This is a genomic window from Zobellella endophytica (assembly GCF_003012775.1).
GTDB lineage: Bacteria > Pseudomonadota > Gammaproteobacteria > Enterobacterales > Aeromonadaceae > Oceanimonas > Oceanimonas endophytica.
On the sequence record NZ_PXYG01000009.1, the window covers coordinates 105,498 to 129,012 of the forward strand.

Annotated in this window: 24 protein-coding genes; 22 read left to right on the plus strand and 2 right to left on the minus strand. The window is 61.5% G+C overall.

The annotated features are described in order from the left end of the window. Positions 1 to 96: 96 nt before the first annotated feature. From murJ to ispH, 6 genes are all read left to right on the plus strand, one after another. Complete coding sequence (murJ, locus tag C7H85_RS16985; protein WP_106730891.1) at positions 97 to 1,653, plus strand: murein biosynthesis integral membrane protein MurJ; 1,557 nt, start codon at positions 97 to 99, stop codon at positions 1,651 to 1,653. A 66-nt stretch (positions 1,654 to 1,719) separates the two neighbouring features. Beyond that, the gene (gene ribF, locus C7H85_RS16990) at positions 1,720 to 2,667 is read left to right on the plus strand and encodes a bifunctional riboflavin kinase/FAD synthetase (protein ID WP_106730892.1); all 948 of its coding nucleotides are present in this window, start codon (positions 1,720 to 1,722) and stop codon (positions 2,665 to 2,667) included. Between the two features lie 5 nt (positions 2,668 to 2,672). Next, positions 2,673 to 5,498, plus strand: coding sequence for an isoleucine--tRNA ligase (ileS, locus tag C7H85_RS16995; protein ID WP_106730893.1), 2,826 nt, complete (start codon positions 2,673 to 2,675; stop codon positions 5,496 to 5,498). Beyond that, the gene (gene lspA / locus C7H85_RS17000) at positions 5,498 to 5,986 is read left to right on the plus strand and encodes a signal peptidase II (protein WP_106730894.1); all 489 of its coding nucleotides are present in this window, start codon (positions 5,498 to 5,500) and stop codon (positions 5,984 to 5,986) included. Before ileS ends, lspA begins: the two co-directional genes overlap by 1 nt. Further along, the gene (gene fkpB, locus C7H85_RS17005) at positions 5,983 to 6,429 is read left to right on the plus strand and encodes an FKBP-type peptidyl-prolyl cis-trans isomerase (RefSeq protein ID WP_106730895.1); all 447 of its coding nucleotides are present in this window, start codon (positions 5,983 to 5,985) and stop codon (positions 6,427 to 6,429) included. Before lspA ends, fkpB begins: the two co-directional genes overlap by 4 nt. Position 6,430: 1 nt before the next feature. Next, complete coding sequence (gene ispH / locus C7H85_RS17010; RefSeq protein WP_106730896.1) at positions 6,431 to 7,375, plus strand: 4-hydroxy-3-methylbut-2-enyl diphosphate reductase; 945 nt, start codon at positions 6,431 to 6,433, stop codon at positions 7,373 to 7,375. On the opposite strand, the gene C7H85_RS17015 is transcribed toward ispH, so the two are convergent. Together C7H85_RS17015 and C7H85_RS17020 are read right to left on the minus strand one after the other, a co-directional pair. Then, a complete protein-coding gene (locus C7H85_RS17015) occupies positions 7,372 to 8,409 on the minus strand; it encodes a GGDEF domain-containing protein (protein ID WP_106730897.1) in 1,038 nt (345 codons plus the stop codon). The genes ispH and C7H85_RS17015 overlap by 4 nt on opposite strands. A 189-nt stretch (positions 8,410 to 8,598) precedes the next feature. Next, positions 8,599 to 8,991, minus strand: a complete 393-nt coding sequence (locus C7H85_RS17020) for a type IV pilin protein (RefSeq protein ID WP_106730898.1) — start codon at positions 8,989 to 8,991, stop codon at positions 8,599 to 8,601. A 95-nt stretch (positions 8,992 to 9,086) separates the two neighbouring features. Between C7H85_RS17020 and C7H85_RS17025 the strand changes: the two genes are divergently transcribed. From C7H85_RS17025 to C7H85_RS17100, 16 genes are all read left to right on the plus strand, one after another. Then, positions 9,087 to 9,572: a GspH/FimT family pseudopilin gene (locus C7H85_RS17025; RefSeq protein WP_106730899.1), complete on the plus strand. Its 486-nt coding sequence runs from the start codon at positions 9,087 to 9,089 to the stop codon at positions 9,570 to 9,572. Beyond that, positions 9,566 to 10,234, plus strand: a complete 669-nt coding sequence (locus tag C7H85_RS17030; protein ID WP_106730900.1) for a PilW family protein — start codon at positions 9,566 to 9,568, stop codon at positions 10,232 to 10,234. The genes C7H85_RS17025 and C7H85_RS17030 overlap by 7 nt, the downstream gene beginning before the upstream one ends. Next, positions 10,221 to 11,366 (plus strand): PilX N-terminal domain-containing pilus assembly protein, encoded by a 1,146-nt coding sequence (locus tag C7H85_RS17035; RefSeq protein ID WP_106730901.1) that lies wholly within the window; start codon positions 10,221 to 10,223, stop codon positions 11,364 to 11,366. The genes C7H85_RS17030 and C7H85_RS17035 overlap by 14 nt, the downstream gene beginning before the upstream one ends. A gap of 8 nt (positions 11,367 to 11,374) precedes the next feature. Continuing rightward, on the plus strand, positions 11,375 to 13,321 hold the full coding sequence (locus C7H85_RS17040) for a type IV pilus modification PilV family protein (RefSeq protein ID WP_146140476.1): 1,947 nt from the start codon (positions 11,375 to 11,377) through the stop codon (positions 13,319 to 13,321). 82 nt (positions 13,322 to 13,403) lie between these two features. Continuing rightward, entirely contained in the window at positions 13,404 to 15,023 is a 1,620-nt protein-coding gene (locus C7H85_RS17045) for an NAD+ synthase (RefSeq protein WP_106730903.1), read from the plus strand. A 9-nt stretch (positions 15,024 to 15,032) separates the two neighbouring features. Continuing rightward, on the plus strand, positions 15,033 to 15,371 hold the full coding sequence (gene glnB, locus C7H85_RS17050; protein WP_106730904.1) for a nitrogen regulatory protein P-II: 339 nt from the start codon (positions 15,033 to 15,035) through the stop codon (positions 15,369 to 15,371). Between the two features lie 134 nt (positions 15,372 to 15,505). Further along, a complete protein-coding gene (gene luxS / locus C7H85_RS17055) occupies positions 15,506 to 16,015 on the plus strand; it encodes an S-ribosylhomocysteine lyase (RefSeq protein ID WP_106730905.1) in 510 nt (169 codons plus the stop codon). A gap of 130 nt (positions 16,016 to 16,145) precedes the next feature. After that, positions 16,146 to 18,461 (plus strand): ribonuclease R, encoded by a 2,316-nt coding sequence (gene rnr, locus C7H85_RS17060; RefSeq protein ID WP_106730906.1) that lies wholly within the window; start codon positions 16,146 to 16,148, stop codon positions 18,459 to 18,461. 70 nt (positions 18,462 to 18,531) lie between these two features. After that, entirely contained in the window at positions 18,532 to 19,269 is a 738-nt protein-coding gene (gene rlmB / locus C7H85_RS17065) for a 23S rRNA (guanosine(2251)-2'-O)-methyltransferase RlmB (protein WP_106730907.1), read from the plus strand. Then, positions 19,266 to 19,841 (plus strand): Crp/Fnr family transcriptional regulator, encoded by a 576-nt coding sequence (locus C7H85_RS17070; protein WP_106730908.1) that lies wholly within the window; start codon positions 19,266 to 19,268, stop codon positions 19,839 to 19,841. Before rlmB ends, C7H85_RS17070 begins: the two co-directional genes overlap by 4 nt. Positions 19,842 to 19,969: 128 nt before the next feature. Then, positions 19,970 to 20,440, plus strand: coding sequence for a GNAT family N-acetyltransferase (locus C7H85_RS17075; RefSeq protein WP_106730909.1), 471 nt, complete (start codon positions 19,970 to 19,972; stop codon positions 20,438 to 20,440). Then, positions 20,428 to 21,291 (plus strand): DMT family transporter, encoded by an 864-nt coding sequence (locus C7H85_RS17080; protein WP_106730910.1) that lies wholly within the window; start codon positions 20,428 to 20,430, stop codon positions 21,289 to 21,291. Before C7H85_RS17075 ends, C7H85_RS17080 begins: the two co-directional genes overlap by 13 nt. A gap of 238 nt (positions 21,292 to 21,529) precedes the next feature. Further along, the gene (gene rpsF / locus C7H85_RS17085) at positions 21,530 to 21,901 is read left to right on the plus strand and encodes a 30S ribosomal protein S6 (protein WP_106730911.1); all 372 of its coding nucleotides are present in this window, start codon (positions 21,530 to 21,532) and stop codon (positions 21,899 to 21,901) included. Positions 21,902 to 21,928: 27 nt separating this feature from the next. Then, entirely contained in the window at positions 21,929 to 22,156 is a 228-nt protein-coding gene (gene rpsR / locus C7H85_RS17090; protein ID WP_014291460.1) for a 30S ribosomal protein S18, read from the plus strand. Between the two features lie 40 nt (positions 22,157 to 22,196). Next, positions 22,197 to 22,646, plus strand: coding sequence for a 50S ribosomal protein L9 (gene rplI, locus C7H85_RS17095; RefSeq protein ID WP_106730912.1), 450 nt, complete (start codon positions 22,197 to 22,199; stop codon positions 22,644 to 22,646). Positions 22,647 to 22,741: 95 nt separating this feature from the next. Further along, positions 22,742 to 23,479, plus strand: coding sequence for a ferredoxin--NADP reductase (locus C7H85_RS17100; RefSeq protein WP_106730913.1), 738 nt, complete (start codon positions 22,742 to 22,744; stop codon positions 23,477 to 23,479). Positions 23,480 to 23,515: the final 36 nt, after the last annotated feature.

Here is a 23,515-nt window from a genome sequence, read left to right on the forward strand (position 1 = left end):
CCTGTGGCAAGGCACAGGGCAGGGGGTTAAACTGTCGGCCGAATTCTAGCAGCATTCGCCTGCATTCAGCAATTTTCTTACCGTGAGGTTTTCATTTTGAGCAAGGCGCTTTTGCGATCGGGCCTGATTGTGTCCGCCATGACCCTGGTTTCCCGGGTGCTGGGGCTGGTGCGGGACGTGGTGATCGCCAACCTGATGGGAGCCGGGGCGGCGGCCGACGTGTTCTTCTTCGCCAACCGCATTCCCAACTTTCTGCGCAGGCTGTTTGCCGAAGGCGCCTTCAACCAGGCCTTCGTGCCGGTGATGACGGAATACAAGCAGACCCGCAGTTTCAAGGACACCCAGGACCTGCTGGCGGCGGTGTCCGGCACCTTGGGGTTGATCGTGACCGGGGTGACCCTGGCGGGGATGCTTGGCTCCGGTGCGGTCACCGCTCTGTTCGGCGCCGGCTGGTTTATGGAGTGGTTGAACGACGGTCCCGAGGCGCACAAGTTCGAGCTGGCCTCGCTGCTGCTGAAAATCACCTTTCCCTACCTGTGGTTCATCAGCTTTACCGCCATGGCCGGCGCCATCCTCAATACCTTCGGCAAGTTCGCGGTGTCCTCCTTCACCCCGGTGTTCCTCAACGTGGCGATGATAGCGGCGGCGCTCTGGCTGTCGCCGCGGCTGGCCCAGCCCGAACTCGGCCTGGCCATCGGCGTGTTCGCCGGGGGGCTCGTCCAGTTCCTGTTCCAGTTTCCCTTCCTGGCCCGGCTGCACCTGCTGGTGCGGCCGCGCTGGGCCTGGCACCACCCGGGGGTGGTGAAAATCCGTACCCTGATGATACCGGCGCTGTTCGGGGTGTCGGTGAGCCAGGTTAACCTGTTATTCGACACCATGCTGGCCTCCTTCCTGGCCACCGGCTCCATCAGCTACCTGTATTACTCGGACCGGCTGCTGGAGTTTCCCCTCGGGCTGTTCGGCATCGCCATCGCCACCGTGATCCTGCCGGCCCTCTCCAGCCGTCATGTGGACGACGCCAGGGACGGTTTCGCCGCCACCATGGACTGGGGCATCCGCATGGTGCTGCTGATGGGCTTTCCCGCCATGTTGGGACTCATCGTGCTGAGCGAGCCGATGCTGCGGGTGCTGTTCATGCGCGGCGAATTCGGCGCCGAGGAAGTGGCGGCGGCGGGCAGGAGCCTGGTGGCCTACGGCCTGGGGCTGCAGGCCTTTATGCTGATCAAGGTGCTGGCGCCGGGTTATTACGCCCGTCAGGACACCAAAACCCCGGTGCGCTTCGGCATCATCGCCATGGTGGCCAACATGGTGTTCAACATCATCCTGATCTTCCCCCTCGGCTACGTGGGCCTGGCCCTGGCCACCGCCCTTTCGGGCATCCTCAATGCGGGGCTGCTGGGCTGGGGGCTGCGCCGGCACGGGGTATACAGCCCCAGCCGGCAGACCGGGCTGTTCGCCCTCAAAGTAGTGCTGGCGGGCGGTGGCATGGCGGCGCTGTTGTGGTACCTGTCGCCGCCGCTGACGGTGTGGGCTGGCTGGGATCTGCTGCAAAGCGCGCTTTGCCTGCTGGGTTACATCGGCGCCGGTGCCTTGTGCTACGGTGTGCTGCTGTTGCTGGCCGGTGTGCGGCCCAAGCATCTCAAAACCTCGTAGCAAGGGCTGATCCTTGCGCCCGGCTGGGGTATAATCCGCCGATTTGCAGGGCCAGCAGCGGGATTTATGGAGCTTATTCGCGGCATTCACAACATCAAGGCATGGCATCGCGGCTGTGTGCTGACCATCGGCAACTTCGATGGCGTGCACCTGGGGCACCAGGCGGTGTTGCGCCGGCTGACCGAGCAGGCGCGCCGGCTCAAGGTGCCGGCCTGCGTAATGGTGTTCGAGCCCCAGCCGCAAGAGCTGTTCACTGGCACCCAGGCGCCGCCGCGGCTGACCCGGCTGCGGGAAAAGTACCTGCAACTGGCGCGGCTCGGCATCGACCGCCTGCTGTGCGTGCGTTTCAATGCCGCCTTCGCGGCCCAGTCGCCGGACGACTTCATCCGCGGCCTGCTGGTCGACAAGCTGGGGGTGCGTTTCCTGGTGGTGGGGGATGATTTCCGTTTCGGCAAGAACCGGGTCGGGGACTTCGAACTGCTGACCCGGGCCGGCCGCGCCTTCGACTTCGAGGTGGTCAGTACCCAGAGCTGGCGCATGAACAGCCAGCGGGTGAGCAGCACCCTGATCCGCGAAGCGCTGGCGGCGGATCGTCTGGATGACGCCAACCAGATGCTGGGCCGCCCGTTCAGCCTGTGCGGCCGGGTGGCCCACGGCGCCAAACTGGGGCGCACCATCGGCTTTCCCACCGCCAATGTGGCGCTCAAGCGGCAGGTGATACCGGTGTCCGGGGTTTATGCGGTCGAACTGCTGCTCGATGGCCGGCACTATCCCGGGGTGGCCAATATCGGCCACAAGCCCACCGTCGGCGGCACCCGCGCCCTGTTGGAAGTCCACCTGTTTGATTTCATCGGCGATCTGTACGGCCGGCAGGTGGAAGTAGAGCTTCGCCACAAATTGCGGAACGAGCAAAAATTCGCTTCCTTTGAGCTGTTAAAGGAGCAAATTCAACGCGATGCCGCCGCCGCCCGACACTGGTTCGGGCTGGCGGCATCAGAACCGAACGGAATGTAGGATCCATGAGCGACTATAAAAATACCCTGAATTTGCCCGAAACGGAGTTTCCCATGCGCGGCAACCTGGCTCAGCGCGAGCCGGAAATGCTAAAGCGCTGGTATGAGCAGGACCTGTACGGCGCGGTGCGTCGCGCCAAGCACGGCAACAAGCCCTTCATCCTGCACGACGGCCCTCCCTACGCCAACGGCAGCATTCATATCGGTCACTCGGTCAACAAGATCCTCAAGGACATCATCGTCAAGTCCAAGGGCCTGCTGGGCTACGACTCGCCCTACATTCCGGGCTGGGACTGCCACGGCCTGCCCATCGAGCTGAAGGTGGAAGGCAAGGTCGGCAAGCCCGGCGTCAAGGTCTCCGCCGCCGAATTCCGTGAGGCCTGCCGTGCCTACGCCAGGGAGCAGATCGAGGCGCAGAAGACCGACTTCATCCGCCTGGGCGTGCTGGGTGACTGGGACAATCCCTACCTCACCATGAACTTCGACACCGAAGCCAACATCATCCGTTCGCTGGCCAAGATCATCGACAACGGCCACCTGCACAAGGGCTCCAAGCCGGTACACTGGTGTACTGACTGCGGCTCCGCCCTGGCGGAAGCGGAAGTGGAATACGAAGACAAGCGCTCCCCGGCCATCGACGTGCGCTTCTGGGCGGCGGACGAAGCCGCCGCCGTGGCCAGCTTCGACTGCGCCGACGGCCATGCCGGCCAGGGCCCGGTGTCGCTGGTGATCTGGACCACCACCCCCTGGACCCTGCCCGCCAACCGCGCCGTGGCGCTGCACGCCGAGCTCAACTACGCCCTGGTGCAGGTGGAAGGCGACCAGCCCGAGCGGCTGATCCTGGCCGCCGACCTGGTCAAGGACGTGATGGACCGCGCCGGCATCGCCCATTACCACCACCTGGGCTACTGCCAGGGCGCGGCGCTCGAACTCAAGCGCTTCCGCCACCCCTTCTACGGCTACGATGTGCCCGTGGTGCTGGGCGAGCATGTCACCATCGACTCCGGTACCGGCGCCGTGCACACCGCGCCCGGCCATGGCCAGGAAGACTTCGTGGTGGGCCAGAAGTACGGCCTGGAAGTGGCCAACCCGGTGGGCGGCAACGGGGTCTACTTGCCCGACACCGAACTGTTCGCCGGCCAGCACGTGTTCAAGGCCAACGACGCCGTGGTGGAGGTGCTCAAGGAGCGCGGCGCCCTGCTGCACCACGAGGCCTACAACCACTCCTATCCGCACTGCTGGCGCCACAAGACGCCCATCATCTTCCGCGCCACCCCCCAGTGGTTCATCAGCATGGAGCAGGCCGGGCTGCGCGGCCAGGCGCTGAGCGAAATCCGCAAGGTACAGTGGGTACCCGAGTGGGGCCAGAGCCGTATCGAGTCCATGGTGGAAAACCGCCCCGACTGGTGCATCTCCCGCCAGCGCACCTGGGGCGTGCCCATCGCCCTGTTCGTGCACAAGGACACCCAGGCCCTGCACCCCCGCGCCACCGAGCTGATGGAAGAGGTGGCCAAACGGGTCGAGCAGGCCGGCATCCAGGCCTGGTGGGATCTGGATCCCGCCGAGCTGCTGGGCGAGGAGGCGGAGCAGTACGAGAAGGTGCTGGACACCCTGGACGTCTGGTTCGACTCCGGCTCCACCCACGCCTCGGTGGTGGACGTGCGGCCCGAGTTCCAGGGCCATCCCGCCGACATGTACCTGGAAGGCTCGGATCAGCACCGGGGCTGGTTTATGTCTTCCTTGATGATCTCCACCGCCATGAAGGGCCACGCCCCCTACCGCCAGGTGCTGACCCACGGCTTTACCGTGGACGGCCAGGGCCGCAAGATGTCCAAGTCCATCGGCAACGTGGTCAGCCCCCAGGAAGTGATGAACAAGCTGGGCGCCGACATCCTGCGGCTGTGGGTGGCGAGCACCGATTATTCCGGCGAGATGACTGTCTCCGACGAGATCCTCAAGCGCAGCGCCGACGCCTATCGCCGCATCCGCAACACCGCCCGCTTCCTGCTGGCCAACCTGAACGGCTTCGACCCGGCTACCGACATGGTGGCGCCGGAAGACATGGTGGTGATCGACCGCTGGGCGGTGGGCCGGGCCCAGTCCATCCAGCAGGACATCACCAAGGCTTACGACGAGTACAACTTCCACCAGGTGACCCAGAAGCTGATGCAGTTCTGCTCGGTGGAAATGGGCTCCTTCTACCTGGACGTGATCAAGGACCGGCAGTACACCGCCAAGGCCGACAGCCAGGCGCGCCGCTCCTGCCAGACCGCCCTCTACCATATCGTCGAGGCCCTGGTGCGCTGGATGGCGCCGATCATGAGCTTTACCGCCGACGAGATCTGGGCCCTGCTGCCCGGCGAGCGGGACCATTTCGTGTTCACCCAGGAGTTTTACGACAGGCTGTTCGGCCTGGCCGAAGGCGAGCCACTGAACGACGCCTACTGGGCCGAGCTGCTCAAGGTGCGCCAGGCGGTGAACAAGGCGCTGGAAACCGCCCGTACCGACAAGGTGATCGGCGCGGCGCTGGAGGCGGAGGTCACCCTCTATGCCGACGAGGCGCTGGCCAGCCGGCTGGAGCAACTGCAGGACGAGCTGCGCTTCGTGATGCTCACCTCCAGGGCGGTGGTCAGGCCGCTGGCGGAGGCCGAGGGCGCCGCCGACACCGAACTGGCGGGGCTCAAGGTGCGGGTGAGCAAGAGCTGCGCCGACAAGTGTGGCCGCTGCTGGCACCATGTGAGTGATGTGGGCAGCCATGAGGGGCACGACGGCATCTGTGGCCGCTGCGTGTCCAACGTGGCCGGAGACGGCGAAGTTCGCCGGTTCGCCTGATGAAGCCCTTGCTCGATAGCGGCCTGCGCTGGTGGTGGCTGGCCATCGTCGCCATGGTGCTGGATCAGGTGAGCAAGTGGCTCACCATGTCCTACCTGGACTACGGCTACCCGGGGGTGGAGATCGCCCCCTTCTTCAACCTGGTGCATGTGTACAACCCGGGCGCAGCCTTCAGCTTCCTGGCCGACCAGGGCGGCTGGCAGCGCTGGTTTTTCGCCGGCCTGGCCTGTGCCGTAACCATATTGCTCAGCATCTGGATGTACAAGGCGCCCAGAAGCGCCCGCTGGCTGCCGGCGGCCTACGCCCTGATCATCGGCGGTGCCATCGGCAATGTGATCGACCGGCTGGCGCTGGGCCACGTAGTGGACTTTCTCGACTTCTACGTGGGCAACTGGCACTGGCCGGCGTTCAACCTGGCCGACAGCTTCATCTTCGTCGGCGCCGCCATGATCATCATCGACAGTTTCAGGAAGGACAGCCCCCAATGAGCCAACAGATAGGTCCTCGCAGCGAAGTGCTGTTTCATTTCACCATCAAGCTGGAAGACGGCTCCGTCGCCGACAGCACCCAGCTGCACGGCAAGCCGGCCAAGCTGCAGATGGGCGACGGCAGCCTGACCCCCAGTTTCGAGGCCTGCCTGCTGGGGCTGGAAGCCGGCACCAGTAAAAGCTTTGAACTGGGCCCGGAAGACGCCTTCGGCCCGGTCAACCCGGACAACATCCACCATATGGAGCGCAGCCGCTTCGCCGCCGACATGGAGCTGGAAGAGGGCGCCATCCTCTCCTTCACCCAGCCCAACGGCGCCGAAATCCCCGGCATAGTGCGCGGCGTGGCCGGCGATTCGGTCACCGTGGATTTCAACCACCCGCTGGCCGGCCGCACCGTCACCTTCGAGGTGGAAATTCTGGCCGTCGATCAACACGGAGCCTGACATGGACATTCTCCTCGCCAACCCTCGCGGCTTTTGCGCCGGCGTAGACAGGGCCATCAGCATAGTGCAGAGCGCCCTGGAAAAATTCGGCGCGCCCATCTATGTGCGCCATGAGGTGGTACACAACCGTTACGTGGTGAACAAGCTCAAGGAGGCGGGCGCGGTGTTTGTGGACGAACTGGATCAGGTGCCGGACGGCAATATCGTCATCTTCTCCGCCCACGGGGTGTCCAAGGCGGTGCGGGAAGAGGCCAAGAACCGGGGCCTCAAGGTGTTCGACGCCACCTGTCCGCTGGTGACCAAGGTGCATATGGAGGTGCACCGGGCCAGCAAGAAGGGCATCGAGACCATACTGATCGGCCATGCCGGCCACCCGGAGGTGGAAGGCACCATGGGCCAGTACGAAAGCGCCGAGGGCGGCATGTACCTGGTGGAAAGCCCGGCCGACGTGACGCGCCTGGTGGTCAAACATCCGGACAACCTCACCTTCGTGACCCAGACCACCCTGAGCGTGGACGAAACCTCGGACGTGATCGACGCCCTGCGCGCGCGTTTCCCCACCATTGAAGGGCCGCGCAAGGACGACATCTGCTACGCGACCCAGAACCGGCAGGACGCGGTGCGGGAGCTGGCCGCCAAGGTGGATCTGCTGCTGGTGGTGGGCTCGCGCAACTCCTCCAATTCCAACCGGCTGCGCGAGCTGGCCGAAAAGATGGGCACCCGTGCCTATCTGATCGACTGCCTGGAGATGGTCGAGCCGGCCTGGCTCGAGGGGGCGGCGCGCATCGGCGTGACCGCCGGCGCCTCGGCGCCCGAGGTGCTGGTGCAGGAGGTGATCTCCCACCTGCAGTCTCTGGGCGGCAACACCGTGGCCGAGCACCCGGGCCGGGAAGAGAACATCGTGTTCGAAGTACCCGCCGAGCTGAAGATAAAACAGCTGCCCTAACCGGCGATCAGGGTCCGGTTGCGGCCTTCTTCCTTGGCATGGTAGAGGGTATCGTCCAGCAGCTTGAGCGTCGCCGACAGGCTGCGCTCGGGTTGCAGCTCGATAAGACCGATGCTGACCGTCATGATCAGCCTGTGCTCCTGGGACCGTACCGGCGTGCGGGCCAGGGTGTTGCGCAGCCGCTCCGCCACCGCCAGCGCCTGCTCGGTGGCGGTGTTCGGCAACAGCACCAGAAACTCCTCTCCTCCCCAGCGGCCGATGGTGTCGGTGCCGCGAAAGACCTTTCTCGCCAGGGTGGCGAAGTGCACCAGGGCCTCATCCCCGATCTGGTGGCCGTACTCGTCGTTGAATTGCTTGAAATAATCGATGTCGATCATCAGCAGGCAGGCCGGCTGCTGGCAGGACTGCACCAGGGCGTAATGCTGCCGGAGCTGTTCGTTAAAGGCCCGCCGGTTGGCCAGGCCGGTGAGGGGATCAGTCGCGGCCAGCACCGCCAGCTCTTCCCGGGTTTGATCCAGGTCGCACAGCATCTCCGCCTGGCGCCGGTTGGCCTGCCATAGCTCCAGCAGTCGCATCACCTGCCGGGCCAGGGCCTTTAGCAGTTCTGCCTGGGTGTCATCGAGGACGCCGGGCTGAAGGTCCATGACGCACAGGGTGCCGATAAGGTGGCCGTCCGGCGTTTCCAGCGGCACCCCCGCATAAAAACGCAGGAAGGGCGCCGCCGTGACCAGGGGATGCCCGGCGAAACGCGAGTCCTGCAGGGTGTCGGGAATCACCAGGAGGCCACGCTGCAACAGCACATGGGCACAGATGGAGTTGTCCCGCGGTAGTTCGCGCAGGCCCAGGCCCAGCGCTGCCTTGAACCACTGGCGATCGTCGTCGATAAAGTTGATCAGCGCCATCGGGGTCCGGCAGACATGGGCCGCCAGTCGGGCGATGTCGTCGAAGGCGACTTCGGGCGGGGTGTCGAGAATATGGTAACGGCGGAGCGCGGCCAGCCGCTGCTGTTCCGAGTCTGTGTCGATGACCATCATCAGGTTCTCCTGCCGGGGCTGGATAATATTCAGTTTGTACCCCGTGCCGGGAGTGAAGGCTCTTGGCGGCCTGTGGGCGGGCCGGCGCGGCAAGCGCCGGGATCGCTCTCAACAAGCCTGAGTATGAAGCCTGGCCCATGAAAATACCATTGTGCCGGCCTTATCTTTGCCGGGGGTTGGGCGGGGAGCTTACTGCCAGCAGGCGGACGGCGTTTTGACGCTGTTCCTGTCCAGGGAGAGCTGGCTGCAGCCGGTACTGCCTTCCTGATCGTTTTGCTGGGCCGAGCCGCTCTTGGCGGTGGCGGTGAGGGTGTAGCTGCTGCCGGAAAGAGTTGCCGCAAAGGTATAATTGGCGTTGCTGGCGGCGCCGATCAGATCGGTGGCCGAACTGGTGTAGGAGGGGCTGGAGATGCGCCATTCCTCCTGTGCCAGTTGCATGCGATAGAGGGTCTGGATGGCCTCTATCCGCTTGCTTTTTATCATATAACTGGAAAAGGACGGGTAGGCCACGGCGGTGATGATCGCCAGCACCGCCACCGTGATCAGCAATTCGATCAGCGTAAAACCGGCGCATTTTTTCATCCTGACCATCCTTGTCTAAACCCGGGCTTTGGCTAAAGCTTAAACCAAGTTGCGCGCTTTGTAGCAGCTCATCTCTGTCTTCATGGAGGAAGCAGATGATAAAGGTTCAGGTGGGTCTTACCTTGGTCGAGCTACTGGTCAGCATTGCCGTTATGGCGGTGCTGCTGGTTATTGCCGTGCCCAGCTTTCAGACCCTGCGCCAGCAGTACACGGTGCGTAGCGCCGGCATGGCCATCTATTCGGATCTGCAGCTGGCAAGGAGCGAGGCGATCAAGCGCAATGCTCCCATCACCGTTTGTTTCACCGGCTCGGGAACCGTTGGCTGGAGCTATCAGTTGCGGGATTCGGCAGATTGTTCCGGTGATATCCTTGAAACGACCAATGCCCAGAACTTTCCCGCTGTGGTACTGACCTCCAGTTATGGTGGCAATCTGCTGACGTTTCGACCCAGGCGAAATACGCTCACGTCTGGAAACGTGACCTTGTCGAATGGTAGTCAGGAAATGAAAGTGATGACCTGGAATAACAGCATCATCAGGACCTGTTCGGATGACGACCTGATAGGAGTGCCGGGATGTTGAGCCTTCATGGCCAGAAGGGCATGAGCCTGGTGGAGATGCTGGTGTCGCTGATAGCCGGCCTGGTGGTAGTAGCCGGTGCTATCTCTTTATTTAGCACCGTTATAGTTTCTGGTAACACTACCCTGATGCTGTCCCGTCTTAACCAGGATATACAGGCGGTGACCGATATCATCGCCCGGGATATCCAGCGGGCAGGACATCATCCCAGCGCTGCCGAAGATATCGCCAATGGCGTATCCCTGGCTTCATCCACCGCCGCGCTATACATGTTTTCCACCAGCAATGATCTGTATCCGGCACCTGCATCGGGGGCTAGCTCTACTTGTATCAGAGTGAAGTATTGGGACAACGATACGCCTTCCGGGGCCAGCTCACTGGTGCGGATATACGGTTATGACTCCGTTAACAAGAGGTTGAGCGTTGATACATCATACTCGGCCCCGGTGAGCTCTGCGCTAACTGCATCAGATTGCGCATCCGGTGACCTGCTGATTTCTGACGCCGAAGTGCTCGTGGATAATCTGGAGTTTGAAGTGGTGTCGGGTAGTAACCCGACCGGTGCAAGAGCACTGAATATCAGGATGACGGCTTCCAATGCCCAGAAAAACAACCTGTCCATGAGCCTGGAGCGAAGTGTAAGGATAAGAAATGATGGGTACTGATAATAAAGGTTTTACTACCCTGACCGTTACCCTGGTGCTCGTTGCCATTTTGGCGGCGGTATCGGCTTTTATCGGCAAGGTGTTGATTTCTGACCGACGGATTACCTCGAACGAAATCGAATACCGGATGGCCTTTGCCGCCGCCGAGCAGGGCATTGCCGATGCCATCGCCGCCCTTAATGTGGATGTGACCACTCCGGCGGTCAGTGGCTCTGTCACGACCTCCCAGGGGGTCGCGACCTACAGCGTGGCAATGACGATAGGATCTACAGTGTCCAATGTGGTTGATATTATATCGACTGCCGCACTGAATGAGTCTGTGGTCAGCGTAACAACACAGGTGGCGGAGAGGAATATTTTAAATCCAGGAGCGGGCTCTGGGCCATCTGCTCCTTTGCTGGTCGGCGGGGCTACAACCGGCATCAGTGGTAACATGACCGTAGTGGCGAATCCAAATGGGGGAGGACCTGGTGTAGCTGTTTCCGTATGGTCAGGAGATGATATTACTGGATCGGGCAGTATGCAGACCTGCCATTTGGGGGATTATGACCCTGACTCCGGCAACTGCAATGCTACCATCAGCGAAAAGCAGGGCGGCACAGTGCTTTTTGATAGTGATGTGGTCGATAACGATCCTGATTTCCCCACCGATATGCTGGAGTATATGTTTGGCTATTCTGCCGACGAATGGGACAAGATAGAGGCTATGGCAACGGGAATAGTAGCCAACTGCAGCGATGTCATTCCGCCAGGCTTCTTTATTGTAGATGGTGGGGGGGAATGTGATCTTAAAGATGTAGGCAGTTCTCCCACTGCACCGGCCATCATTCTTGTTAAAGATGCCAATCTCAAAGCTAATGGCGGAGATAAATTTTACGGGTTGGTATTTTCATTTGATTCCAATCTTGGTGATGCAGCTGTATACAATATCAGCCTTAATGGCGGCGCTCAGGTATTTGGTGCTATAGCTACTAACCATGGTGGGGATAACCTGAATGGCACCTTTGATGTTGTTTACGACAGCCAGGTTATTTGTGCCTTCTCTGACTGTGATGCTTCTGGTGGAGGCGGTGGAGGCTCCTCCACTTTGACTATCAGAACGATTCCCGGTAGCTGGAAAGACTGGAATTAGGAGGGATTATGAGAAGGCAGTCGGGATTCGGGTTGGTCGAAGTTTTTATTTCCTTTTTACTGGTGGCTGGTACAGCAGGAGTTTTGCTTCAGCTGCATAAGGTATACTTGGAATATACTAGGGATGGTGGCTATCGGGAAGTTGCACTAAGGTTGGCCGAAAGTAAGGTTGATGAGGTGAGAAATACCGGATCAATTTCAGCATTCAATAGTCTTCCAGCATCGGGAAATGAGCAGAGAACCATTAATAATATGGACTATGATATCACTTGGGACATTTCCTCGGTTGGTTCCTTGTTGGAGAAGGAAGTTGAAGTCGAGGTGTCTTGGAGTATCGATTCTGATGTTCAGACTGTATCTCTATCATCAAGGGTTACTCCCAACTTGCTGGTCACGGAAGGGCCCTTTGGCAATATCGGGGATGGTGCTAGTCCCGGTGGGGGAACTGGTCCTCAGGTACAATACACCCCCGGTTCCATTCCCGATATTGTGGCGGTGGTGACCGATCCGGATACCGGTATCAAGCAGGAAACCACCAAGCCGGCACCCGATGTACAAAATAATGATGATGACGTGGTGGTGAGTTTTGACTCCATTATTTATGACGGCAGTAATAACCGTCTTATTCAGAGCGACACCAGAACCGTGTACTGCTCTTGCGATTATCAGAATGGATTGCAGTCAACCCGGCGACCGGCCCGGCCCTATTCGCTGCCTAATGGAGTCTACTGGTTCGAGGGACTTTCCGAAGAGAAGGAATGGGGCGACAGCGACAACCCGGACTGCACTGTGTGCTGTAACGACCATTTCGATGTCGGCTCCAGCTCCTTGTTCGAAGACAACTTCAACCAGTTTAACCAGGGGCACGGGCACTACATCAATGCCATCTCGCCGGCTTCCGCCGGGCAGGAATATCTGGAGTCCTGCCGGATGCTGCGGATCGATGGTTTTTTCCGGGTAATGCCGGACTGGAACCTGATAGCCCTGAATATTTTCCCCCCATCCTACCTGACCGATGCCGATAATGTGCAGCTCTATCAGCAATACATAGAGGACGTAGTGCAGGAATATGTCACCATTCAGAAGAGCGGCCTGCCCAGCACCACCTATCAGCCGGACAGCTTCCAGGTCTGGTTGAGCGCTAATGGTGATACTGCAGATTTCGAGAGCCTGACCGAGCTGTTTATCGCTTCCTATCAACTGGCGGCGAGGGCGATATACGTGGACCTTATGCCCCAGAGCCTGCTTGATGCCATCGATTTCAGCGATGACAACTGGCTGACCAAGGTGTCATTCAACGAGGTGAACACGACCCTGCTGGCAAACTGGCGGGTAGAAGACGGCGACGATGACTATCTTGAAGTGACCAATGAACCGGTGGAAACCATAGTGGACCCCGACAATAACTTTTTCGGCACCTACAGTCGCGGCTATGTCACTACCCTGCAGGAATCGGCCTCCGCGGCAGCCCAGCCCAGGGTATTTGCCACCATGACCCGCTACAACAGCGGGTTGACCGGCCAGGATCCGATCTCACCGTTCGACGCCGGCACCCTCTTTGAAACCAGCCTGACCCTGTCGGTGAGCAGCGGCTCGGCCCTTACCACCTTTATCAGCGGGAAAATTGAATGCTTGACCGTGCAGGGTAACGGCACCACCCCGGTGGCGTGCAAGTCCCAGGACTTCAACAATACGGTCGCTACTCCCGACGGTAACGGCAGCTGCACCATTCGCAAGGATTCGGATCCGGCCACCGCCTTCTATGAATGCACCGTTACTGCCGGCCAGGCGGTTACTATTACTTTTACTAATAATCAGCCCAGCAGTGATTTTGTCTTCAATCCGTCGAGCGTTAATTTAACTACGACCCAAGTCAACAACAACACCGATATTCCCTGCGTGATGCAGATCAACAATAACATCACCAACTTCGTGACCTATAGCTGTCAGCCGTAAGCCGGCGGAACAAGCGGCGCTGGTAACCCCGGCGCCTTTTTTTTATCATGCCGGTAATCCTCTATGTGTACACAGGCCCATCATGTCCCAACACCTTACCCTGGCACTGGCGCAGCTGAACCTCACCGTGGGTGCCATCGAAGCCAATACCGACGCCATGCTGGCCGCCGCCGGGCAGGCGGCGGAGCAGGGCGCCGATCTGGTGCTCTATCCCGAGCTGGCGGTCACTGGCTATCCGCCGGAAGACCTGCTGTTCCGTGACGATCTCTACCAGCGGGTCGACGCCGCCCTGAACCGGCTGGCCGCCGCCAGCACCCATACCGCCCTGGTGGTGGGCCACCCCTGGCGCGAAGGGGGCAGGCTGTATAACGCTGCTTCCTTCTTCTACCAGGGCCGGCTGGAAGGGCGCTATTTCAAGCAGTTGCTGCCCAACTACGGCGTTTTCGATGAAAAACGCTACTTCAGTGCCGGCAGCCAGTCCTGCGTGATCGAGTTCAAGGGCCACCGGCTGGGCCTGCTGATCTGCGAAGACGTCTGGGAGGCGGCCCCGGCGGCGGAAGCGAAAACGGCGGGGGCCGAACTGTTGCTCAGCCTCAATGCCTCGCCCTACCACAGGGGCAAGTCCTGGATCCGGGAAAGCCTGCTGGCCCAGCGCAGCCGCGAAAACCAGCTGCCGCTGCTGTACCTGAACCTGGTGGGCGGCCAGGACGAGCTGGTGTTCGACGGCCGCTCCAAGGTGTTCAACGCCGCCGGTGAACTGACCCAGAACCTGGCCGCCTTCGGCGAGCAGCTGGCCCTGGTGCAGATCGAGAAAGGGGCGCCACGCCGGGGGGATATCCAGCCGCCGCTGGAGCCGCTGGCCGAGGTCTATCAGGCGCTGGTGCTGGCCACCCGCGACTACGTCAACAAGAACGGCTTCGGCGGCGCCGTGCTGGGGCTGTCCGGCGGTATCGATTCGGCCCTGACCCTGGCCATCGCGGTCGACGCCCTGGGCGCCGAGCGGGTGCAGGCGGTAATGATGCCGTTCCGCTACACCGCTTCCATGAGCGTGGAAGACGCGGAAGAGGAGGCCCGCCACCTGGGCGTGGAGTTCAACATCGTGTCCATCGAACCGATGTTCGATGCCTTTATGGGCCAGCTGGCACCGCTGTTCGAGGGCACCGAGCGCGACACCACCGAAGAAAACCTGCAGGCCCGTGCCCGGGGCGTGCTGCTGATGGCCATTTCCAACAAACGCCGCCGACTGGTGCTGACCACCGGCAACAAGAGCGAGGTGGCGGTGGGCTACTGCACCCTCTACGGCGACATGGTCGGCGGCTTCGCCCCGATCAAGGACGTGCCCAAAACCCTGGTGTTCGAGCTGTCCGAATACCGCAACACCCTGGGCTACGTGATCCCCCAGCGGGTCATCGACCGCCCGCCTTCCGCCGAACTGGCGCCGGATCAGCTCGACCAGGACAGCCTGCCCCCGTATGATGTGCTGGACGCCATCCTTGAAGCCTATGTGGAGCACGACAAGTCCCTGGCCGATCTGCTGGCTGAAGGCTTCGACGAAGCCGACGTGCGCCGGGTGATCAAGCTGGTGGATATCAACGAATACAAACGCCGCCAGGGGGCGGTGGGGCCGCGCATCACGCCGCGCAACTTCGGCAAGGACCGTCGTTACCCCATCACCTCCGGGTTCGGCAAAGTGAATTGGTAAGGAGCCACCATGAAGAAGATTGAAGCCATCATCAAACCCTTTAAGCTGGACGACGTGCGTGAAGCCCTGGCCGAGCGCGGCATCACCGGCATGACGGTCTCGGAAGTGAAAGGTTTCGGCCGCCAGAAGGGGCATACCGAGCTGTATCGCGGTGCCGAATACATGGTGGATTTTCTGCCCAAGGTGAAACTGGAACTGGTGGTGCAGGACGATCTGGTGGAATCCTGCATCGAGGCGATAGAAAACACCGCCCGTACCGGCAAGATCGGCGACGGCAAGATCTTCGTGTTCGATGTGGGCCGGGTGATCCGCATCCGTACCGGCGAACAGAACGAAGAGGCGGTGTAAAAAGGCTGGGATGGGTGACTGGGGACTCGGGACTGGTCGTAGAGACTGGCAGCGACGGAGCCCGAATCCCCGGTTTTAACTGCCCGGCTTTTTTGCCACAATTACCGATAGAATCATCAGTCGAGGAACAGAAGATGCCACTGCTGGACAGTTTTACCGTCGATCATACCCGTATGGGAGCCCCGGCGGTGCGGGTCGCCAAGACCATGGCCACCCCCCACAACGACACCATTACCGTATTCGATCTGCGTTTCTGCCTGCCGAACAAGGAAATCCTGTCCGAGAAGGGCATCCATACCTTGGAGCACCTGTTCGCGGGCTTTATGCGCAACCACCTGAATGGCAACGGAGTCGAGATTATCGATATTTCTCCCATGGGCTGCCGTACCGGTTTTTATATGAGCCTGGTGGGCGCGCCGGACGAGCAACGGGTGGCCGATGCCTGGAAGGCGGCGATGGAAGATGTGCTCGGGGTGGAAAGCCAGTCGCAAATTCCGGAGCTTAATGAGTACCAGTGCGGCACCTATGCGATGCACTCGCTGGACGAGGCCAAGGCCATCGCCCGCAACATCATCGAACGGGGCATCGGCGTCAACAGCAACCAGGCGCTCAAGCTGCCGGAAGAGATGCTGAAAACCCTGTAATCCCCCGGCCTCCCCTGGGGACAAAACGCCCGGTTCAAGCAAGCACTGGCTTAACCGGGTGTTTTGTCACTCTTTATTCTTTCTCTGTTGATATACTTCCCTTATTACAGTGCTCAAATGGACCACTTCTATGTCTGAACAGCAAGATCCTTTCCTCCAGAGGGAAGCCGAAAAATACGAAAACCCCATTCCCAGCCGGGAATATATCCTCGAGCACATCAAAGAGCGGCAAACTCCGGTCACCCGCGACGAACTGTTTGCCGATCTGGCGCTGGCAGGCGAGGAGCAGGCCGAGGCCCTGCGCCGCCGGCTGCGCGCCATGGAGCGGGACGGCCAGCTGGTGTTCACCCGCAACAAATGTTACGCCCTGCCCGACAAGCTCAACCTGATCAAGGGCTATGTCATCGGCCACCGGGAAGGCTTCGGCTTCCTGCGTCCGGAAGACGGCGGCGACGATCTGTTCCTGGCCCAGCGCGAAATGGATGCGCTGATGCACGGCGACTACGTGCTGGTGCAGCCCCTGCGGTTCGACGCCAAGGGCCGGCGCGAGGCCCGGGTGGTGCGCATCCTCAAGTCCCGCGAGCTGGAGGTGGTGGGCCGCTACTTCGTGGAAAACGGCGTCAGCTACGTGGTGCCGGACGACAGCCGCATCGCCCAGGACATCCTCATTCCCCAGGGCGAGACCATGGGCGCGCGCATGGGCCAGGTGGTGGTGATCTCCATCACCCAGCGGCCCACCCGGCGGATGACCGGCATCGGCAAGGTCATCGAGGTGCTGGGCGAGACCATGGATCCGGGCATGGAGATCGAAATCGCCCTGCGCACCCACGGCATTCCCCATGTGTGGCCGGAAGAGGTCAAGCAGGAAATCGTCAAACTGACCGAACAGGTGCCGGAAGAAGCCAAGAAAGGCCGCAAGGATCTGCGCGAGCTGCCGCTGGTGACCATCGACGGTGAAGACGCCCGCGACTTCGACGACGCCGTCTACTGCCAGCCCAAGCGGTCCGGCGGCTGGCGGCTGTGGGTGGCCATCGCCGACGTGTCCTACTACGTTCGCCCGGGCACGGCGCTGGATAGCGAAGGCTATCAGCGCGGCAACTCGGTGTACTTCCCCGAGCAGGTGATCCCCATGCTGCCGGAGGTGCTGTCCAACGGCCTCTGCTCGCTCAACCCCCAGGTGGATAGGTTGTGTATGGTGGCGGAAATCACCATCTCGGCCACCGGCAAGCAGTCCGGCTTCAAATTCTACGAGGCGGTGATGAATTCCCACGCCCGTCTCACCTACACCAAGGTGGCCGCCATCCTGGAAGGGGACGAGACCCTGCGCGAGCGTTATGCCCCGCTGGTACCGCACCTGGAAGAACTGAACCGGCTCTATCAGGTGATGAAAGAGGCGCGTCATCAGCGTGGCGCGGTGGAGTTCGAAAGCGAAGAAACCCGCTTCGTGTTCAACCCCCAGCGCAAGATCGAGCGTATCGTACCGCTGGTGCGCAACGACGCCCACAAGATCATCGAAGAATGCATGATCCAGGCCAACGTGGCCGCCGCCCGCTTTATCGAGAAGCAGGAAGCCCATGCCCTGTTCCGGGTGCACGACAAGCCGAGCGAAGAAAAGCTCACCGGCTTTCGCAGCTTCCTCGGTGAACTGGGGCTGGAGCTGAAAGGCGGTCTGGAGCCGCAGCCTGCGGACTATGCCCTGCTGGCGGAGCAGATCAAGGAACGGCCGGATGCTGAACTGATCCAGACCATGCTGTTGCGCTCCATGAAGCAGGCGGTGTACCAGGCGGACAACATGGGCCACTTCGGCCTGGCGCTGAAGTCCTATGCCCACTTCACCTCGCCCATCCGCCGCTATCCGGATCTGGTGCTGCACCGGGCCATCAAATACCAGTTGGCCAAAGAGCAGGGCAACCCCGGCGGCAAATGGACTCCGACCGGTGGCATCAACTATCAGTACGACGAAGTCGCCCCCATGGGCGAGCACTGCTCCGTGACCGAGCGCCGTGCCGATGACGCCACCCGCGACGTGGCCGACTGGCTCAAGTGCGAATACATGCTCGATCACGTGGGCAGCGAGTTCGGCGGTACCATCGCCAACGTGACCGGCTTCGGCTTCTTCGTGCGGCTGGATGAAATCCATATCGACGGCCTGGTACATATCTCCAGCCTGCAGAACGATTACTACCAGTTCGACCCGGCGCGCCAGCTGCTGATCGGCGAAACCTTCCGTCGCCGTTACCGCCTGGGGGACAAGATCAGGGTCAAGGTGATGGCGGTCAACCTGGACGAGCGCAAGATCGACTTCGAAACGGTGGAAGAAGCGCTGCCGGCCGGTGCCAAGACCGGCAAGGGCGCGAAGAACCTGAAGTCACGGCAACGGGCCAAGCCCAAGAGCGGCGACAAGGGCGAGCCCAAGCCGGGCAAAGGTGGCAGAAAACGCCGCTGACCGAGTCAGGGGCCGGGGAGGGGAAACTTATCCCGTCCCCGCTCCCCCATTCCACATTCCGAGAACTGACATGAGCACCGAACTGATTTTCGGCATCCACGCGCTGGATGCCATCCTCGAATCCCACCCCGAAAATATATTGGAAGTCTGGCTGCTGAAAGGGCGGGACGACGCCCGCCTGCAGGCCTTGCAGGCACGCTTGCAGGCGGTGGGCGTCAAGGTGCAGTTTGCCGGCCGTCACACCCTGGACGCCAAGGCCGAGGGCAACCAGCACCAGGGGGTCGTGGCCCGGATCAAAGGGCTGCCGACCCTGAACGAAGCGGATCTGGACGCCTTGCTCGGCAGCCAGCCCAATCCGCTGCTACTGGTGCTGGACGGTGTTACCGATCCGCATAACCTGGGCGCCTGCCTGCGCACCGCCGATGCCGCCGGGGTGCACGGCGTCATAGTACCGAAGGACAAATCCGCCGGCCTGACGCCGGTGGCGCGCAAGGTGGCCTGCGGCGCCGCCGAGGTGGTGCCGCTGTTTCAGGTGACCAACCTGGCTCGTACCCTGCGCAACCTGCAGGACAAGGGTATCTGGGTGGTGGGGACCGCCGGCGAGGCGGATCACAGCCTGTACCAGGCCAGACTGACCGGCGCCCTGGCGCTGGTGATGGGGGCCGAGGGCAAGGGCATGCGCCGGCTGACCCGGGAACATTGCGACGAACTGGTGAGCATCCCCATGGCGGGCTCGGTGTCCAGCCTCAATGTGTCGGTGGCCACCGGCATCTGCCTGTTTGAAATGGTGCGCCAGCGCGGGTCATGAGCCTTCCCCTGGAGCATTGGCGGGAGCTGTGGCAACTGACGGTGCCGCAGTGGCAGCGGCTGGCGGGGGAGGCCGTCCCACTTGAGCTGGCCCCCAGGGCACAGCTCTGGAGGCCGGGCAGTTGCCCCGACGAGGTGATCCTGGTGCGGGCGGGCCTGCTCAAGACGGTTTTCGTCAGCGAGGAAGGGCGCCACTATATCAAGGAGTTTTTCTGGCAGGGGGACGCCTTTTTTAGCTACCACAGCCACCTGAGCGGGACGCCCACGCCCTATTGCCTGGAAGCGCAGGAGTCCTGCTCGCTCTATGTGTTTTCCCTGAAAAGACTGCTGTCGTTCGCCGCCAAGGATCCCGCCTGGCAGTTGGTTTATCTCCGATTGCTGGAGACCCAGCTCAGGTTCAAGGAAGAGAAAGAATTCCTGTTGCTGACCCAGGGCCCGGAGGCCCGTTACCTGCTCTTTCAACGGCGCAATGCCGACCTGGTCCGGCGATTACCCGACCATCAGATTGCCGCCTACCTGGGGATCAGTCCCATCAGCCTGAGCCGGATCAAACGTCGTCTTAACAAAGGTTAATGCTTGTGTGGTCGGGCTCCGATATGCTGGTCGGTGTATTCGCCCGCGCTCGTCCTTCCGCTCCTGGGGTGATGGCGCCGGGCGGATCTCTTTCCCTGGTAACAAGAACGTATGGAAATACACGAGACATGATCACCCGTACTCACTGGCAACTGGCCGGCTTCGATGAGCTAAGTACCGTCCAGCTCTACCACATGCTGGCGCTGCGCTGCGAGATCTTCGTGGTGGAGCAGGACTGCGCCTACCAGGATCCGGATGGCGTGGATCTGCATCCGCAAGCGCGCCATCTCAACCTGTGGCGGGGCGGGCAACTGCTGGCCACGGCACGTATCCTCGGGCCGGGGGCGCAGGCGCCCGGCGAGGTCTGGATTGGCCGGGTGGCGGTGGCCCCGCAGGCGAGGGGACAGGGGCTGGCCCGCCAGCTGATGCGGCGGGCCATGGCGGCAGCGGGTGAATACTGGCCCGGATGTCCGCTCAAGCTCGGTGCCCAGACCTATGTGCGGGACTTCTACGCTTCCCTGGGCTTCGTCCCCCTGGGACCCGAATACCTGGAAGACGGTATTCCCCACCAGCAGATGGAGTGGTCGTGCAACGCATAACCTCCCGCATGGCCGCCGACAGCCAGCTGTTGGCCATCTTGCTGCTGGTGCTCGGCAACCTGATGATCTCCTTCGGCGATGTGCTGGTGAAACTGCTCGGCCAGAGCGAGGTGAGCCCGTACCAGTATGTGGCGCTGCGCTTCATGCTCACTTCGGCGCTGTTGCTGCCGTTCTGGTGGCGGTTGCCCCGGGAGCGCAAAGGCCTGGGCCAGTGGAAGGTCCACCTGCTGCGCGGGCACCTGTTGCTGATGGGCTCGGTCTGCGTCTTCGTCAGCCTGATCCATCTGCCGCTCGCCACCGCCAACGCGGTGTTCTACGCCGCCCCGCTGATGACGCTGCCGCTGGCCGCCCTGCTGAGCAAGGAGCAGGTCCGCTTGCCGGCCTACGTCGTCAGCCTGCTCGGTTTCGGCGGCATACTGGTGGTGCTCAACCCGGCCGAGTGGCACTGGGCCGGCTGGCTGGCGCTGCTCACCGCCTTCGCCATGGCCGCCAGCAATGTGCTGGTGCGCCGCCTGCCCCGGGGCCGGTCGGTGCTGGCCACCCTGTTCCTGACCCAGGCGCTGGCCATTCCGGTCAGCCTGGCCCTAGCGCTGCCGGGCTGGCAGCCGGTCGCGGCCGAGGTGTGGTGGCTGCTGTTCGGCGCCACCCTGGTCGGCATCATCTACCAGGGGGTCTGCGTGCTGGCCTACGCCATGGCCGATGCCAGCAAGATTGCCGCCAGCGAATATTCGGGGCTGATCTTCGTCACCCTGATGGGCATGGTGCTGTTTGCCGAGTTTCCTGCCTGGAACGTCTACCTGGGCGCGGCCATCGTGATCATCGCCATCGGCCTGCAGCGGCGGCTGCGCTGACAACAGCGGGATTGGGGATTAGGGATTGGTAAAATACCCAGTCCCCAGTCCCCAGTCCCCAGTCCCCAGTCCCCAGTCCCCAGTCCCCAGTCCCCAGTCCCCGAATTTAACCGCTTGCCGCCAGCCCGGTTATCCCTTACACTACGCGGCCTTAAAATCAGTCATTAAACCATACGTTCCTTGCCTCCGCTGGTGTGACTGAGCCCGCGCAGAGGCTATAACCCGTAAGGAGCAATCCATGCGTCATTACGAAATCGTATTTATGGTTCACCCCGACCAGAGTGAACAGGTTCCCGGCATGATCGAGCGCTACACCGGCGCCATCACCACTTCCGGTGGCCAGGTTCACCGCCTGGAAGACTGGGGCCGCCGTCAGCTGGCTTACCCGATCAACAAACTGCACAAGGCCCACTACGTTCTGATGAACGTGGAAGCCGACCAGGCTGTGATCGACGAGCTGGAAACCAACTTCCGCTTCAACGATGCCGTGCTGCGCAACATGATCATGCGCACCAAGCAGGCGGTGACCGAGCCTTCTGAAATGGCCAAGGCCAAAGAAGAGCGTCAGCCCCGTCGTGACGACGCTCGCGCAGAAGCTGCTGCCGAGTAATCCACGTTTTAGTAGAGGAAGAGAATCATGGCACGTTATTTCCGTCGTCGTAAGTTCTGCCGTTTCACCGCTGACGGTGTTACCGAGATCGATTACAAAGACATCGCTACCCTGAAGAACTACATCACCGAGTCCGGTAAAATCGTACCGAGCCGCATCACCGGTACCCGCGCCAAGTATCAGCGTCAGCTGGCACGTGCGATCAAACGCGCTCGTTACCTGGCCCTGCTGCCTTACACCGATCTGCACAAGTAAGCAGCGGCCTAACTCGTTCCCTTAAAGAGGAAAGGTAATAATGCAAGTTATTCTGCTTGATAAAATCGCCAAACTGGGCGGCCTGGGCGACCAGGTCACCGTCAAGTCCGGTTATGCTCGTAACTTCCTGCTGCCCCAGGGCAAGGCCGTTCTGGCCACCAAGGACAACGTAGCGGCGTTCGAAGCCCGCCGCGCCGAGCTGGAAGGCAAACTGGCCGAGCAGCTGGCTGCCGCCCAGGCCCGCGCCGACCAGCTGTCCGCGCTGGAAAACGTGGTTATCGCGTCCAAATCCGGTGACGAAGGCAAACTGTTCGGTTCCATCGGTGCCCGCGATGTGGCCGACGCCATCACCGCTGCCGGTGTGGCCGTGGCCAAGAGCGAAGTTCGCCTGTACGACGGCGTGCTGCGCAACGTAGGCGAGTATGAAGTGGGTGTGCAACTGCACGCCGACGTCAAGGCCACCGTGAAGCTCCAGGTGGTTGCTGCCTAAGTCAGGCTGCTGCTTGAAAAAACCCGCGCTTGTCGCGGGTTTTTTATTGCCTGCAATAAGGCTAAAGTGGGGAAAACCCCAACGGAGAACGGCAGATGGCAGACTGGATCACAGGTCGGGTCAAGGCCCGCAGGCAATGGTCGGCGGATGTGTTTTCTCTGATAGTGGACGCCGAAGTAGCCCCCTTCAAGGCCGGACAGTTCACCAAGCTGGCGCTGAATACCGAGGACAAGAAGGTGGCCCGGGCCTATTCCTACGCCAATGCACCGGGGCAGGATCCCGAGTTTTACCTGGTCACCATTCCCGAGGGCCAGCTGACCCCTTACCTGGCCGATCTGGCGATCGGCGACGAGCTGCTGGTGCAGCGCACCGCCGCCGGCTTTCTCACCCTGGACGAGGTGCCCCCGGGGCGGGATCTGTGGCTGATCGCCACCGGTACCGGGGTGGGGCCTTTTGTGTCGATACTGGCGGAGGCGAGCTGCTGGGAACAATTCGAGCGTATCGTGCTGGTGCACGGGGTGCGCTTCGCCGACGAGCTGGGCTATCGCCAGCAGATCCGGGCGTTGACCAGGGACAGGCCCGGTTTCCACTATGTGCCCTTTGTCTCCCGCGAAGCCGCCGCCGATGCCGAGCCCGGGCGCATTACCCATGCCATCGCCGACGGCAGCCTGGAGGCGAGGGTAGGGGTGACGCTGACGCCGGAGCACAGCCGGGTGATGCTGTGCGGCAACCCGCAAATGGTGCGTGACACCATCCATGAGCTCAAGGCCAGGGGGCTGGAAAAACACCTGCGGCGCCGGCCCGGCCAGATCCTGATGGAGAATTACTGGTGAACAGCAGCTGGATGCTTGAAGCCTGAAGCGGGAAGC

What these genes read in the sequence shown, in the direction of transcription:
- ispH (WP_106730896.1), top strand. Translation starts at nt 6,431, where the DNA reads ATGGACATTCTCCTCGCCAACCCTCGCGGCTTTTGCGCCGGCGTAGAC.
- rpsR (WP_014291460.1), top strand. Translation starts at nt 21,929, where the DNA reads ATGGCACGTTATTTCCGTCGTCGTAAGTTCTGCCGTTTCACCGCTGAC.
- fkpB (WP_106730895.1), top strand. Translation starts at nt 5,983, where the DNA reads ATGAGCCAACAGATAGGTCCTCGCAGCGAAGTGCTGTTTCATTTCACC.
- C7H85_RS17045 (WP_106730903.1), top strand. Translation starts at nt 13,404, where the DNA reads ATGTCCCAACACCTTACCCTGGCACTGGCGCAGCTGAACCTCACCGTG.
- C7H85_RS17015 (WP_106730897.1), bottom strand. Translation starts at nt 8,409, where the DNA reads ATGATGGTCATCGACACAGACTCGGAACAGCAGCGGCTGGCCGCGCTC.
- rlmB (WP_106730907.1), top strand. Translation starts at nt 18,532, where the DNA reads ATGAGCACCGAACTGATTTTCGGCATCCACGCGCTGGATGCCATCCTC.
- C7H85_RS17035 (WP_106730901.1), top strand. Translation starts at nt 10,221, where the DNA reads ATGATGGGTACTGATAATAAAGGTTTTACTACCCTGACCGTTACCCTG.
- C7H85_RS17025 (WP_106730899.1), top strand. Translation starts at nt 9,087, where the DNA reads ATGATAAAGGTTCAGGTGGGTCTTACCTTGGTCGAGCTACTGGTCAGC.
- C7H85_RS17020 (WP_106730898.1), bottom strand. Translation starts at nt 8,991, where the DNA reads ATGAAAAAATGCGCCGGTTTTACGCTGATCGAATTGCTGATCACGGTG.
- glnB (WP_106730904.1), top strand. Translation starts at nt 15,033, where the DNA reads ATGAAGAAGATTGAAGCCATCATCAAACCCTTTAAGCTGGACGACGTG.
- C7H85_RS17075 (WP_106730909.1), top strand. Translation starts at nt 19,970, where the DNA reads ATGATCACCCGTACTCACTGGCAACTGGCCGGCTTCGATGAGCTAAGT.
- C7H85_RS17070 (WP_106730908.1), top strand. Translation starts at nt 19,266, where the DNA reads ATGAGCCTTCCCCTGGAGCATTGGCGGGAGCTGTGGCAACTGACGGTG.
- C7H85_RS17040 (WP_146140476.1), top strand. Translation starts at nt 11,375, where the DNA reads ATGAGAAGGCAGTCGGGATTCGGGTTGGTCGAAGTTTTTATTTCCTTT.
- ribF (WP_106730892.1), top strand. Translation starts at nt 1,720, where the DNA reads ATGGAGCTTATTCGCGGCATTCACAACATCAAGGCATGGCATCGCGGC.
- C7H85_RS17100 (WP_106730913.1), top strand. Translation starts at nt 22,742, where the DNA reads ATGGCAGACTGGATCACAGGTCGGGTCAAGGCCCGCAGGCAATGGTCG.
- lspA (WP_106730894.1), top strand. Translation starts at nt 5,498, where the DNA reads ATGAAGCCCTTGCTCGATAGCGGCCTGCGCTGGTGGTGGCTGGCCATC.
- rplI (WP_106730912.1), top strand. Translation starts at nt 22,197, where the DNA reads ATGCAAGTTATTCTGCTTGATAAAATCGCCAAACTGGGCGGCCTGGGC.
- rpsF (WP_106730911.1), top strand. Translation starts at nt 21,530, where the DNA reads ATGCGTCATTACGAAATCGTATTTATGGTTCACCCCGACCAGAGTGAA.
- rnr (WP_106730906.1), top strand. Translation starts at nt 16,146, where the DNA reads ATGTCTGAACAGCAAGATCCTTTCCTCCAGAGGGAAGCCGAAAAATAC.
- luxS (WP_106730905.1), top strand. Translation starts at nt 15,506, where the DNA reads ATGCCACTGCTGGACAGTTTTACCGTCGATCATACCCGTATGGGAGCC.
- C7H85_RS17030 (WP_106730900.1), top strand. Translation starts at nt 9,566, where the DNA reads ATGTTGAGCCTTCATGGCCAGAAGGGCATGAGCCTGGTGGAGATGCTG.
- ileS (WP_106730893.1), top strand. Translation starts at nt 2,673, where the DNA reads ATGAGCGACTATAAAAATACCCTGAATTTGCCCGAAACGGAGTTTCCC.